Below are 13722 nucleotides of genomic sequence, written 5' to 3' on the forward strand. Positions count from 1 at the left end.
AAAAACCCACAGCATTTATTTTAATACTGTGGGTTTCTTATTTAAAAAAATTTCATTTATTATACCACAAACTTCAAGGGCAAATGCACCACTTTTTTAGTTTCAAAAAATTCATCTTCGAAAAAATCAGCTAAGTCGTATTGCGTTGCTTTTGGAAAATCTTTTAATTCCTCAGTTAAATCGCCTCCTTTTAAATACAAAATACCATTTTTTAATTCGTGTTTATGTTGTTTTTTAATTTTAGTTTTCACCCAAGAAACAAAATCAGGCATATTCGTCACGGCACGACTTACAATAAAATCAAAATCGCCTTTTACATTTTCGGCACGAATTTGCTCTGCTTTTACATTTTTTAAACCCAAAGCATCTACCACACCTTGTACCACTCTTATTTTTTTAGCAATAACATCAATCAGATAAAATCGGGTTTCAGGAAACAAAATAGCCAATGGAATTCCGGGAAATCCGCCACCAGTTCCTACATCTAACACATAACTTCCTGGTTCAAAATTCATTATTTTAGCGATTCCCAATGAATGCAAAACATGTTTAGTATATAAAGAATCAATATCTTTTCTTGAGATTACATTTATTTTTTCATTCCAATCATGGTATAAAAAATCTAATTTTTGGAATTGCTCTTTTTGTATTTCGGTCAAATCCGGAAAATAGCGCAGTATTTCGTCCATCGTTTTATTTTTTTAACAAAAGTACTATTTTTAAGTTTGAATATTTAACTCAATTTTGCTGCGTTAAAAATTATAAATAATTATCTTTGAACGCTATTTTTTAATTGTATGAGTACAACCCAACCAACATTTGCCAAGCAAGATAAACTAAAGTTCTTTAGAACGCTTAACTCGCGAGTGAACAATTACTTCAAAGAAAACAACATTTCAAAAGCAGGTAATTGGCAACTGCATTTAAAAGCGGTAATTCTATTTACGGTCTTTTTAGTTCCTTACTTTTTAATCCTAACTATAGATATGCCTTTTTGGGCCCATTTACTTTTAACGATTGTTATGGGAATAGGTATGGCAGGATTAGGAATGAATGTCATGCACGATGGTAATCACGGTTCGTATTCGAATAAAAAATGGGTGAATAAAATTATGGGCGGTACCATTTATGTTTTGGCTGGAAATGTATACAACTGGCAGGTGCAACATAATGTTTTACATCACACCTACACTAATATTCCGGGACATGATGAAGATTTAGAAGCAGGTAGAATTATACGTTTTACTAAAAGTGCCAAATGGTATCGTTTTCATCGTTTTCAACACTATTATTCTGTATTTCTATACGGATTACTGACTTTCAATTGGGCTCTTACAACCGATTTTAAGCAAATGAGAAATTACATCAAAAGAAAATTATCTTATGGCGAACCTAAAAGCCCTAAAATTCTATGGACGACTTTGATTATTACTAAAATCATTTATGCTACCATTTGGATTATATTACCCATAATCATCGGAATCGTTTGGTGGAAAGTGCTACTAGGTTTCTTCGTAATGCATTATACAGCAGGATTAATTTTAAGTATCGTTTTCCAATTGGCTCACGTAGTGGAAGAAACCGACAATCCTTCTCCAAATGAATTAGGCGAAATGGAAAACACTTGGGCAATACACCAATTGTTTACTACGAGTAATTTTGCTCCAAAAAACTGGTTAGTAAATTGGTACACTGGAGGATTAAATCACCAAATTGAACATCATATTTTTCCAAATATCAGTCATATTCATTACGGTAAAATTGCAAAAATTGTTCGCGAGACTGCCCAAGAATGCAACTTACCTTATTATGAATATAAAACGATGAGAAGTGCTATTATTGCACATTTCAAACATTTAAAAGATTTAGGAACAAATCCAGAAATGGCTTAAATAAAAAATTAATTAAAATAAATAATTAACCTCCCAACGTTCTATTACCGAATTCGGGACTATCAACACTTTATTAATGAGTAATCCACTTTCAGACAGAATTAACAATCTTGCTACATCACAAACATTAGCAATGGCAGCTTTGGCTAGAGAATTAAAAGCCCAAGGTAAAGACATTATCAGTTTAAGTTTAGGAGAACCTGACTTTAAGACGCCAGACTTCATCAAAGAAGCCGCTAAAAAAGCAATTGACGACAACTACAGCACTTATTCTCCAGTAGATGGATATGCTGATTTGAAAGAAGCTATTTGTAGAAAATTCAAAAGAGATAACGGTTTAGATTACAAACCTGCAAACATCGTAGTTTCTACAGGTGCTAAACAATCTTTATACAACATTGCACAGGTAATGTTAAACGATGGTGACGAAGTAATCTTACCAGCTCCTTACTGGGTTTCTTACTTCGAAATCGTAAAATTATCAGGTGGAGTTCCTGTAGAAGTACCAACTTCTGTAGAAACAGATTTCAAAATCACTCCTGAGCAATTAGAAGCGGCTATCACACCAAAAACTAAAATGATGTGGTTCTCTTCTCCATGTAATCCTTCGGGATCAGTATACAGCAGAGAAGAATTGACAGCTATTGCTAAAGTTTTAGAAAAATATCCAAATATCTATGTTGTTGCTGACGAAATCTATGAGCACATCAATTTCTCAGGAACTTTTTGCAGTATCGCTTCTATCCCAGGAATGTTTGAAAAAACAATTACTGTAAATGGAGTAGCGAAAGCTTTTGCAATGACAGGATACCGAATTGGATACATTGGAGCACCAGAATTTATCGCTAAAGCTTGTACTAAAATCCAAGGTCAGGTAACTTCAGGAGCTAACTCTATTGCTCAACGTGCTACTATCACAGCTGTTGATGCTGATCCATCAGTATTAAACCACATGGTACAAGCATTCCACAAACGTAGAGATTTAGTTGTTGGATTATTGAAAGAAATTCCAGGAGTAAAAATCAACGTTCCAGAAGGCGCTTTCTACGTATTCCCAGACGTTTCTTCTTTCTTCGGAAAAACATTAAGAGGAAAAGAAATCAAAGACGCTAACGATGTTTCGATGTATCTTTTGGCAGAGGCTAACGTAGCTACTGTAACAGGAGACGCTTTTGGTAACCCTAACTGTATCCGTTTCTCTTATGCTACTAGCGATGAATTATTAGTGGAAGCTTTAAGAAGAATTAAAGACGCTTTAGCAGGATAATCTAAAGTTAGAAATAAGAACGAAGAAGTTAGAAGTTTTACAACTAACTTTAAATAATAGAAATGCCTCAAGGAAACTTGAGGCTTTTTTATCATATCCCCCGATACATTTTTCGGTATTGAGAAGGTGTCATTTTTACAAACTTGTGGAATTGCCTGTTGAAGAAACTCAAATTATTATAACCCACTTTATAACCAATTTCAGAAGCAGTCAAATCGGTAGCAATTAGCATTTTGCTAGCCATACTAATTTTATATTCATTAATAAATTCAAAAAAAGATTTTCGAAAGGTCTTTTTAAAAAAGCGACAAAAAGAATCTTTGTTCATTCCTATCTTTTTTGACACCTCTTCTAGACTGATTTGTTGGCTGTACTTTTCTTTCACATAATTGTAAATCAAATTTACTCTTTCACTTTCTTTAACGGTCAAATTAGTCGTAAATCCTTCTCCTGCCAAAAAATGATAGGCGCCACTGCTTGCTAATTCTTGTACTATTTGCAAAAAAGACAACAACCTTTCAAAAGGAGGTAAATCCACTAATGCTATTAATCGCGATTCTACTTTTAAAGCAATAGCTTTATCAAATCGAATCCCTCTGGAAGACAAATCCAATAATTGCTTGATATGTTGAAATTCTTCTTTATGTAACCATTCCCTAAGCATCGCATCATCCCATTGAATAATCACACAGCGCACTTCTTCTTTTTGTTCGCCGATGGTTTTCCAACAATGAGGCAAATTAGAACCGACCAAAACCAAATCACCATATTCAAAATTCCCCATATTATCCCCCACATAGCGAATTCCAGTACTCCCCAAAATATACGTCAACTCATACTGCGGGTGAAAATGCCAAGACGCAATAAATTCCTTCCCTTCAAACAGCGTAGTTGTAAAGGAACTTCCGGGAGAAGGACTGATACTTCGGTATTCCGCTTTCATATAAAAGAGTTTTGAGCTGTCAAAAGTACAAAAACACACTATCTTATATCAATATAGTGTATAAAATCATTATAAATGTGTAAATAGTGTGTGTTTTAGTTTCGTACTATTGTAGAATAAAAAATACAAATCAGCATGAGTTCATCTATAGCCATTAGAGATGTCAAATTATACAAAGCATCCACCACACTTAAAAAACCAATTTCTGACGCTACCCACACCCTAACTGAAATCTCATTTATCGTGATGCGAATTCAATTAGAAAACGGGATTATCGGAGAATCCTATTTGTTGTCTTTTCAATATTCACCCAATGCCATCGTAGGCGCTTTACAAGATATTATTCCGGTTATTAAAGGTTATAACGCCAATGAAACTTCGGCGGTGTATCAAAAACTGGACGACTTAGCCGAATATTTTGGAAATCAGGGATTATTGCGTTGGGCGCAGGCAGCGATTAACATTGCCATGTGGGATGCTTGGGGAAAATTCTTGGGCCAACCGATTCATAAAATTCTGGGCACACACAAAGAAAAAGTGTCTATCTACGGAAGCGGTGGTTGGATTTCCTATTCTATCGACGAACTAATTGAAGAAGTTACCAACTATGCCAACCGCGGATTTAAAGCGGTAAAAATAAAAGTAGGTTCGCCAAAAGTAAGCACCGATGTGGAGCGTTTGCGTTTAGTACGTGAAGCAGTGGGCGATAAAGTCGATATCATGATGGATGCCAATCAGGGAATGGATTTGCCATCGGCAATGAAATTAGCCAGAGAAGCAAGAGATTTAAACATCAACTGGTTTGAAGAACCAATTCACCACCAAAATTTCCAAGGTTACGAAATCCTGAAAAACCAAACCGGAATTTCCTTAGCCATGGGAGAAAGAGAATTTGATACTTTACCATTACGCGAATTAGCTACTCGAAATGCATTAGACATTTGGCAACCGGATATTCTACGTATTGGTGGTGTAGAAGCCTGGAGAGAAAGTGCCGCTTTGGCTAAGAGTTTCCACTTACCGGTTTTACCGCATTATTACAAAGATTATGATGTACCTTTAGTTTGTACCATTTCGAATGGTGTGGGTGTGGAATCTTTTGACTGGGTCGATCCTTTAATTGACAATCCAATGGTAGTTCAGGATGGTTATGCCAAACCTCACAATTTACCGGGTTGGGGATTTACTTTTATTGATGATCGAATGACGGAAATTAAGTGGTAAAATTTAACATAACCCTGACAGCGTTTTGAACTCTGACAGGGTTTCTTACTTAAACAGTTTAAAATTTGAAGTTAATACACTCTAAATTTTAAACTGTTTTTTTTATTTCTTCGTTGTTGAAGTTTTAAAAGAATGGCAACTATTAAATTTTGTAAGATATTTTTATATATTTGAGAAAAGAACAAAGTTTGATACTTGTCATACAAATCTCCCCAAAACTGGATGGCTTGGTGTAATTGTATTATTCATATTATACTAGTTAAAACTAATTTCAGAAAAAACTCGATCATCAATCAAATAGAGTTATGAAACATATTAAAAGAAAATGGCTTAAGACTTTAAAAATGTCTGAAGGTTTAGGAATAAAAGTGGCAACCGAGTTAACTTCGCATGAAGACATTAAGATTGACACTACAGATTTTATTCCTCACGCTATAACAAGTAATGATGAATTTATTCAATGCTTTAAATATAATCTTGAAGGAACAGAAACTCATATTTTGGAACCTAATCCTATAGTAATTTACTTCAATAGTGCTCAAGGTTTTCTTTCAGATACAAATAATTTTAGGAATACGCTCTTTGATGTATTGCTTAAAGAAAAAGACAAATATTATATTGGCAACATGATGAATGCAGTATATGCATTTTACATAAGTGCATCAAATCTAATTACTTCTCTAATGTGTTCAATGGAAGCTTTTATAAATTCAAAAATTCCTATTGATTTTACAATTATTATCTCCGTTAATGGAGAAAGAGTAGAATATGATAAATATAAAACGCTGCGTTATATGAATTTTAAAGATAAAATTAAACTCGCCTTACCAAAAGTATATGACGGAAAAAATTTTGCAAAAGAAAAAAGTCATCTATTTGATAATATAAAAAAAATTGAACATTTACGAAACAACATGATTCATACTAAACCAAATTTAGATTATGATGTAAATTATTATGATGCTTTATACACCGAAGCTCTTAATTTTGATTATACAAAAGCAATGAATTCTGCTAAGGAATTTATAAATTATTATGAAGATAATTTAATAGAACCTTGTGATTGTGGAAAAGATCATTGAATAAATATAGCTACGAAGTTTTAATAATATGTACAATCTACAAATTTTTCAAAGAACTAATAAAAGGCTGGCGCAAGCATCTCGCTCGTGCAAACAAATATGTAAACTTATTTTAGAACAAAAAAAATATAAACTAGTTACTAGCTATTTTATCCAAACTGATACTTAAGATTAATGAATCAAAAAGAATATAATTTTAGATACTCGAAAAGTTTATTAGGTTTTGAATCTTTAACTGTTTTCATAACATTTGGACTTTCTGCATATTTGTTTTTTGAAAAAAACAATAAAAAATTAGCTATAATACTTCTCGTAGTCGGAATAAGTAATTCAATTTATTATCTTACTAGAATTACAAACAAAAAAACTCAGCTGAAAATAAATGCTAATGGAATTACTTTGAAAACCAGATTTATTGCATGGCATAAAATTGATGAAATTCAAATCGATAGAATTCATTCAGGAAAAGTTTCATGTGATTATTTAACTATAATAACCAAATCTTACAAATTTTATGATTTAGAAATTTCCGAATTAAATGTGAGTAATAAAAAACTAAAGGAAATAATTTCCAGTTATGGTAACTTTTTAAAATAAAAAACCTGATCGCTCAGATCATATATAAACGTCAGTAATCCCAATGCTTGGGGAGATTCTCTGAACGGAAAGAGAAGCAACTTTATTGAGTTACAGGATGAGATTGCTTCGTTCCTCGCAATGACTAAGCTGGAATCACTTTTTCGATAATCGAAAATCAGTAGGCGACATTGCAGTATGCTTTTTAAACAAACGACTGAAATACGAATAATCTTCATAGCCTAAGGCAAAAGCAATTTCATTTACTGTCCAGTTTTTATCCAGCAGCATGCGTTTGGCTTCCAGTATCACACGATCTACAACCACTTCGGTGGTTGTTTTTTTTAGAATCTCATTGCATATTCGGTTCAGGTGTTTCAAACTCACATTCAATCCTGAAGCATAAAACGCAGCCGTTTTGTGTTCTTTATAATTTTGCTCTAACAATTGCTCTAATTTTTTAATTTTTACATTATAGGAATGCGCCTGATGAACATGGATTTCGCTATACTTTCGAGCCAACTCAATGTGAATACTGTCCAATAAGTTCATTATTTTATCCTGGCTCCCTAATTGTTTGTTTTGCATTTCGCTGATGAGATGGTCAAAATAAGGCAAAATACTTTTTACCTCCCTTGCCTCTAAGACTATTTCAGGATTATTTTGGACAGAAAAATAAAAAGGATAATCTTCAATATTCTTATTCCCAAAATACAAATTGTACCTCTCGGCGGTATAAAAAACGATATAACCTTCTATATCCTCCGATAAAACCCAATGGTGCATTTGCCCTGGCTGCAAAACAAAAACACTTCCAGGCTGAATTTCGAATCGGTCAAAATCGACTTCGTGCACTCCAGAACCTTTGGTAAAAAAAACCAAGAGGTAAAAATTATGTCGGTGCGGTTTTTCAACAAAACTATGATTAACCAAATGATTTTTAAAGGTATTTATATACAAGTCGCTACTAACGGAATTGCAATTAAACTGTTCTATACTATAAATAGGATACTTTTTCATCTTGCCAAAATGTCTTTTTTGTGCTACAATAAGCGAATATACCAAATAATTAACATTTGAATATCAAATACCTTTGTAAAAAAAAAATAGAAATCATGTCTACAATACTCAGCCACATCCTAAATAATGATTGTCCACATTGTCATCAAGGTAAAGTTTTCAAAGAAAAATCCATTTTTTTCAAATTTAGTTTTCCTAAAATGAATGAATATTGCAGCCATTGCCATCAAAAATTTCAAAAGGAACCAGGCTATTTTTTTGGCGCTATGTATGTCAATTATGGATTAACGGTTGCACAGGCAATTACAACCTATTGTATTGCGCATTTTTTCTTTAAACAAACCTTCGATTTAAGAATCATTCCCATTATTATGGTTGTCATTGTAACTTTATCTCCATTAAACATCCGATTATCAAGACTCTTATGGTTGTATATGTTTAGGAATTATTCGAAATAAGAAATCCATCCCAATAAAATTGTTATATTGCATGACAAACAATAGTACATGTCATGTCTTTAATTATCGACAATATTGAAAAACACGTTTCACTTACGGTTGAAGAAAAAGAACTGTTCCTGAGCAAAACCGAAATTCAACTCCATAAAGCCAAAACCATTTTAGTAAGCCCAGGTGAAATTTGCAAATACTCTTATTTTGTAAATTCTGGTATTTTAAGAAGTTTTAATATCAACGACAATATTGTAGAACATGTATTAAACTTTGCTTGCGAAGGATGGTGGATTGGCGACATGTATAGCCTAATCTCTCAAAAACCAGGAAATCTTTTTATTGAAGTTTTAGAAGATGCCGAGCTGGTATTACTTTCTAAAGAAAACCAAGAACAACTGTATACTGAAATCCCTAAGTTGGAACGTTTTTTTAGAATTCTTACCCAAAATGCCTTGGTTGCCAATCAAGAACGCATCATGGATAATTTGAGTTTATCGGCCGAAGAACGCTTTGATAAATTTTGCAAACGCTATACAGGATTGACGCATAAAATACCTCAAAAACAAATCGCTTCTTATATAGGAGTTACCCCTGAATTTTTTAGTAAAATGAAAAGCAAAATGCTACGAAAAAATTAGCTTGAATTCGTAGTTTGTAGTCACAGTGATAATTTTATAATAATTACAACTTTAAACTTTAAACTTCTTAATCTAGGTTAAGCGCAAAAGAACTACTAGGGTTGTACATTTGTAATGTAATAATTTAATAACCAATAAAACATATACAAAATGGCAACTACAGTTTTACATAAAGCAGATACAAGAGGAAATGCAAATCACGGATGGTTAAACGCTTACCACAGTTTTAGCTTTGCTAGCTGGTACAATCCAGACAGAGTAAATTTTGGCGCTCTTCGTGTATTAAATGATGATACAATTGCCCCTGGAATGGGTTTTGGAACACATCCTCATGACAATATGGAAATCATCACTATTCCACTTGAAGGCGATTTAGCACACAAAGACAGTATGGGTAATGCTGCTACCATCAAAACAGGAGATGTACAGGTAATGAGTGCTGGAACAGGAATTCAACACAGTGAATTTAACCCAAATCATGATCAACGTACTAAATTATTCCAAATTTGGTTATTCCCTAAAACCAGAAATGTAAGTCCACGTTACCAACAAATTACTTTAGATACCACAAAACAAAAAAATAATTTCGCCCAAGTTTTATCACCTAACCCTGAAGACGAAGGCGTTTGGATTCATCAAGACGCTTGGTTTCACTTGGCTGATTTTGACAAGGATTTTTCTAAAACCTATGAATTAAAACAAGAAGGTAATGGAATGTATGTTTTTGTTATCTCTGGAAATATTACTGTGGACGGACAAGAATTAGAAACTCGTGACGGATTAGGAATTGTTGATTTTAAGACCTTAGACATCAAAGCTACTTCTGACGCTAAATTTTTATTAATGGAAATCCCAATGAACTACTAAATAAAAAAACGATGGAAGAATTATTAGAATTAGAATACAACAACAAAAAAGGGTATTTTTACGTAAAAGTAAATGATAATATAGAAGCCAAAATGACTTTCGTTTTTGCTGGTCCAAACAAAATCATTATTGACCATACCGAGGTAAATTCGGGGCATAATGGTAAAAATTTTGGAAAGAAAATGGTAGAAAAAGCGGTGCTATTTGCCCGAGAAAAAAACCTAAAAATTCTTCCTTTGTGTCCATTTGCAAAAAAAGTCTTCGACAAGACACCAGAATATAGTGATGTGTTGTAAGGATATTTGAATCCAAAAAAAGCTAATTATGAAAAGTTTGCTAGAAAATGATGTTACTGGAAATATTGGTTCACAAAAATATTTGTGTACGATTTCCTGGCGCAATGGTCAACTGATTATGGATGAACCCGAAAGCAATGGAGGAAAAGACCTTGGCCCTGATCCCTATTCTACACTTTTAGCATCATTAGCGGGTTGCACTTTGGCTACATTGCGTATGTACATTGATCGAAAAGGATGGGATATTCCAGAAATTAAGATTAGTGTAAATGCACAACAAGAATTGGATGGTGAATTTGAAACGGTATTTTCAAGACAAATTACTTTTTCTTCCGAAATTTCACAGGAACAAAAAGAGCGATTGCTAATCATTGCCGACAAATGCCCTGTTTCTAAAATATTAAAAGGAAAAATAACCATTAACACCCAAATGTAACTATGAATCCAAATGACATCACTAAAGAATATTCGAATGGAGAAGTTACCATTGTATGGCAATCGGCTAAATGTATCCATTCGGCAAATTGTGTTCGCAACAATCCTGATGTTTTTCAACCCAAAGAAAAACCTTGGATTAAACCAGACGCTTCTACAACAGATAAAATTATCGAGACTGTAAAAAAATGTCCCTCAGGGGCTTTAACATACTATTTAAATAAAGAAAATGAATAAAAAAATTATCGCATTTGGTGCTTCTTCAAGTAAAAACTCAATTAATAAACAGCTAGCTTCTTATGCAGCTTCACAATTTAATGGTGCCGAAATTGAACTACTGGATTTGAACGATTATGAAATGCCCATTTTTTCTTTAGATAAAGAAGCTGAAAATGGTATTCCAGAATTAGCAACTACTTTTTTTAACAAACTTAGCACTGCCGACTTAATCATTATTTCTTTGGCCGAGCATAACGGAGCATATTCTACCGCATTCAAAAATATATTTGATTGGATTTCCAGAATCAATCCAAAATTCCTAAATGAAAAGCCAACATTGCTTTTGGCTACTTCTCCAGGACCAAGAGGCGGATTGACGGTTTTAGAAATTGCAAAAAATCGCTTCCCTTTCCAAGGAGCTGTCATCAAAGGAAGTTTTTCACTGCCTAGTTTTAATGACAATTTCGATAGTGAAAAAGGGATTTTAAATGAAGAACTAAAAAATAACTTTTTACAAGTTATCGAAGCAGTAGAATTATAAAAAAAATATTCCATTCCCTACTCAAGCGTTACATCTCGTAACGCTTTTTTTATTTATAGTCGTTTAGCAACTATTTTTTTGACAGAATGAAAAGATAAAAGACAATTATGCCTCATTTTAAACTGACAATTTTTATTTTTGAAACAGAAAAAAATCATTTATGAAACTACTCATCGTTGAAGACGAACCGAATCTTTTATCTATTTTACGAAAAGGACTTTCGGAAAAAGACAATGACGTAAGCGTAGCTCTTGACGGAACTACCGCATTAGAAATGATTTCAAATACTAATTTTGATGTTATCGTCATGGATATTATGCTTCCTGACAGCAACGGAATCGATATTTGCCGTCGATTAAGAGCCGAAAAAAACTTTGTTCCTATTCTGCTTTTAACAGCACTGGGAACCACCGAAAATATTGTTACAGGATTGAATTCTGGGGCAGATGATTACTTGGTAAAACCTTTTAAATTCTCAGAATTAGAAGCCCGAATCGCAGCTCTAGCCAGAAGATCGACTCAAGAACATCGCCCTAATAGCCTAATTCAAATTGAGGATTTAGAAATTGACAACCGAGCCAAATCAGTTAAAAGGAAAGGCGAAATCATACAACTCACCGCTAAAGAATTTAATTTATTGTATTATTTAGCCAGTAATACTGGAAAAATTTTGTCCCGAGAAAACATCTTAGAAAATGTTTGGGATATTAATTTTGACATGAATACCAATGTAGTCGATGTGTATATCAACTACTTGAGAAACAAAATAGACAAACCTTATCCGGTTAAATTAATTCAAACTATCAAAGGTTTGGGCTACATCATTAAATCCTAACACATGCAAATTAGAAAAAAAATAACGATTACTTATATTGTGCTTTCGGGTTTTAGCACCTTGCTTTTATGCATTGTTATTTTTTCGCTGTTCAAACAAAATAACCAATATTATTTTATCAAAAGGCTTCAGGATAGGGCTAAAATTGCCTCATCAGCTTATTACCAAAAAAATCAAGAACACAAACAATATCTCAAAGATTTTAGAAAAAAAGGTCTTGAAGAATTAGTCGAAGAAAAAGATTTTATTTTAAAAGTAAATAGCGAAAACACTTTTGAATACAATACTAACTTACACCTTCCTCCTGAATTTTATAGCACCATAATGAAAAATGGTTCTAGCTGGATCGAAGAAAATCACCGTTATTATTATGGCCAAATTTTTAACGAAAGCGGACAAAAATACATCGTAATCGTTACAGCTATAGACCGTAGAGGAAATACTAACACCATTTATATTTTACAAATTTTAATCTTTGGCGGAATCGCTTTTATAGTTTTAGCTTTCTTTTTTGGAAAATTCTTAGCCCGAAGAGTCATTGATCCTATCGCCAGAATCACAAACGAAGTACACCGCATAAGCGCGTCCAACCTACATAATCGCTTGGCCGACACGGATGGAAAGGATGAGATTTCCGATTTGACAAAAACCTTCAACGATATGCTTGACCGTTTGGAAACTTCGTTTGAAATCCAAGCTAACTTTATTAATAATGCTTCGCATGAACTCAAAACACCAATTACGACCATTATTGCCGAAACCGAAATCATGCTCTTGAAAGAAAGAGAAACAGAAGAATATGTGACTTCTCTTGAAAACATTAACAAACAAGCCTCCAAGTTAGGCAAGCTTACAGAAAGTCTTTTAAAACTGACTCAAACAGGATATGACGGCACCAAACAAGTGCTCGACGAAGCCCGCATAGATGAGATTTTGCTGGAAGTAAAAGCGTCTATTGACACTTTGTTCCCAAACAACCGAGTGAATATTAAATTAAATTCGATACCAGAAAACGAAGCGCTATTAACGATTCCTTGCAACATTCCATTGCTGGAATTAGCCTTAAATAATATTATATCGAATGCAGTAAAATATTCCGATAACGACGAAGTATTTGTCAATTTAATGGTAGATGATTCCCGAATTAAAATTGTCATAACCGATATAGGAATTGGAATTCCACCAGAGGATGTACCTTACCTCTACGAACCCTTCTTTAGAGGAAAAATAGCTTCTAAATACAATGGCTATGGATTAGGTTTGCCCCTTGCTATGAAAATTATCAGAATGCATAACGGCGAATTACAAATTCAATCAGAAACAGGAAAAGGAACCGTAGTTACTATCACTTTTGAAAAAAGCAATCATAAATCCAAAAAATAATTGGACACTACTTCAAAACATTTTAAAACCATCTCACTTCCATATTAGGTGG

General features: G+C 33.4%; 17 protein-coding genes. 14 read left to right on the plus strand and 3 right to left on the minus strand.

Annotated elements, in window-relative coordinates:
- Positions 1–59: 59 nt before the first annotated feature.
- Positions 60–689 carry a 16S rRNA (guanine(527)-N(7))-methyltransferase RsmG gene (gene rsmG / locus ACFPTQ_RS00235; RefSeq protein ID WP_379772382.1) on the minus strand — a complete coding sequence of 210 codons (630 nt, stop codon included), beginning with the start codon at positions 687–689 and terminating at the stop codon, positions 60–62.
- A gap of 108 nt (positions 690–797) precedes the next feature.
- On the opposite strand from rsmG, the gene ACFPTQ_RS00240 reads away from it, so the two are divergent.
- Entirely contained in the window at positions 798–1892 is a 1095-nt protein-coding gene (locus tag ACFPTQ_RS00240; RefSeq protein WP_379772385.1) for a fatty acid desaturase family protein, read from the plus strand.
- Positions 1893–1968: 76 nt separating this feature from the next.
- Positions 1969–3159, plus strand: coding sequence for a pyridoxal phosphate-dependent aminotransferase (locus ACFPTQ_RS00245; protein WP_379772388.1), 1191 nt, complete (start codon positions 1969–1971; stop codon positions 3157–3159).
- 91 nt (positions 3160–3250) lie between these two features.
- On the opposite strand, the gene ACFPTQ_RS00250 is transcribed toward ACFPTQ_RS00245, so the two are convergent.
- A complete protein-coding gene (locus ACFPTQ_RS00250) occupies positions 3251–4102 on the minus strand; it encodes an AraC family transcriptional regulator (RefSeq protein ID WP_379772390.1) in 852 nt (283 codons plus the stop codon).
- Positions 4103–4237: 135 nt separating this feature from the next.
- Here ACFPTQ_RS00250 and ACFPTQ_RS00255 point away from each other — a divergent pair, with 135 nt between their 5' ends.
- From ACFPTQ_RS00255 to ACFPTQ_RS00265, 3 genes are all read left to right on the plus strand, one after another.
- Entirely contained in the window at positions 4238–5326 is a 1089-nt protein-coding gene (locus tag ACFPTQ_RS00255) for a mandelate racemase/muconate lactonizing enzyme family protein (protein ID WP_379772392.1), read from the plus strand.
- A 344-nt stretch (positions 5327–5670) separates the two neighbouring features.
- A complete protein-coding gene (locus ACFPTQ_RS00260; protein WP_379772395.1) occupies positions 5671–6408 on the plus strand; it encodes a hypothetical protein in 738 nt (245 codons plus the stop codon).
- Between the two features lie 174 nt (positions 6409–6582).
- On the plus strand, positions 6583–7005 hold the full coding sequence (locus ACFPTQ_RS00265; RefSeq protein WP_379772398.1) for a hypothetical protein: 423 nt from the start codon (positions 6583–6585) through the stop codon (positions 7003–7005).
- A 135-nt stretch (positions 7006–7140) separates the two neighbouring features.
- Here ACFPTQ_RS00265 and ACFPTQ_RS00270 read toward each other — a convergent pair whose 3' ends face one another.
- The gene (locus ACFPTQ_RS00270) at positions 7141–8004 is read right to left on the minus strand and encodes a helix-turn-helix domain-containing protein (RefSeq protein WP_379772400.1); all 864 of its coding nucleotides are present in this window, start codon (positions 8002–8004) and stop codon (positions 7141–7143) included.
- A gap of 95 nt (positions 8005–8099) precedes the next feature.
- Between ACFPTQ_RS00270 and ACFPTQ_RS00275 the strand changes: the two genes are divergently transcribed.
- The 9 genes from ACFPTQ_RS00275 (at position 8100) to ACFPTQ_RS00315 (ending at position 13670) form a co-directional block, all read left to right on the plus strand.
- Positions 8100–8462 (plus strand): DUF983 domain-containing protein, encoded by a 363-nt coding sequence (locus ACFPTQ_RS00275; protein ID WP_379772403.1) that lies wholly within the window; start codon positions 8100–8102, stop codon positions 8460–8462.
- 53 nt (positions 8463–8515) lie between these two features.
- Complete coding sequence (locus ACFPTQ_RS00280; protein WP_278034894.1) at positions 8516–9094, plus strand: Crp/Fnr family transcriptional regulator; 579 nt, start codon at positions 8516–8518, stop codon at positions 9092–9094.
- A gap of 150 nt (positions 9095–9244) precedes the next feature.
- Positions 9245–9961, plus strand: a complete 717-nt coding sequence (locus ACFPTQ_RS00285) for a pirin family protein (protein WP_379772407.1) — start codon at positions 9245–9247, stop codon at positions 9959–9961.
- A gap of 11 nt (positions 9962–9972) precedes the next feature.
- On the plus strand, positions 9973–10257 hold the full coding sequence (locus tag ACFPTQ_RS00290; RefSeq protein ID WP_379772410.1) for a GNAT family N-acetyltransferase: 285 nt from the start codon (positions 9973–9975) through the stop codon (positions 10255–10257).
- 28 nt (positions 10258–10285) lie between these two features.
- Positions 10286–10693: an OsmC family protein gene (locus tag ACFPTQ_RS00295; RefSeq protein WP_379772413.1), complete on the plus strand. Its 408-nt coding sequence runs from the start codon at positions 10286–10288 to the stop codon at positions 10691–10693.
- A 2-nt stretch (positions 10694–10695) separates the two neighbouring features.
- Positions 10696–10929 carry a (4Fe-4S)-binding protein gene (locus ACFPTQ_RS00300; protein WP_379772416.1) on the plus strand — a complete coding sequence of 78 codons (234 nt, stop codon included), beginning with the start codon at positions 10696–10698 and terminating at the stop codon, positions 10927–10929.
- Positions 10922–11452 carry an NADPH-dependent FMN reductase gene (locus tag ACFPTQ_RS00305; RefSeq protein WP_379772419.1) on the plus strand — a complete coding sequence of 177 codons (531 nt, stop codon included), beginning with the start codon at positions 10922–10924 and terminating at the stop codon, positions 11450–11452. Before ACFPTQ_RS00300 ends, ACFPTQ_RS00305 begins: the two co-directional genes overlap by 8 nt.
- Before the next feature lie 160 nt (positions 11453–11612).
- Positions 11613–12287 (plus strand): response regulator transcription factor, encoded by a 675-nt coding sequence (locus ACFPTQ_RS00310; protein WP_379772423.1) that lies wholly within the window; start codon positions 11613–11615, stop codon positions 12285–12287.
- Between the two features lie 3 nt (positions 12288–12290).
- Complete coding sequence (locus tag ACFPTQ_RS00315) at positions 12291–13670, plus strand: HAMP domain-containing sensor histidine kinase (RefSeq protein WP_379772426.1); 1380 nt, start codon at positions 12291–12293, stop codon at positions 13668–13670.
- Positions 13671–13722: the final 52 nt, after the last annotated feature.

The sequence above is a fragment of the Flavobacterium sp. GCM10022190 genome, from assembly GCF_042656445.1.
Lineage (GTDB): Bacteria > Bacteroidota > Bacteroidia > Flavobacteriales > Flavobacteriaceae > Flavobacterium > Flavobacterium nitratireducens.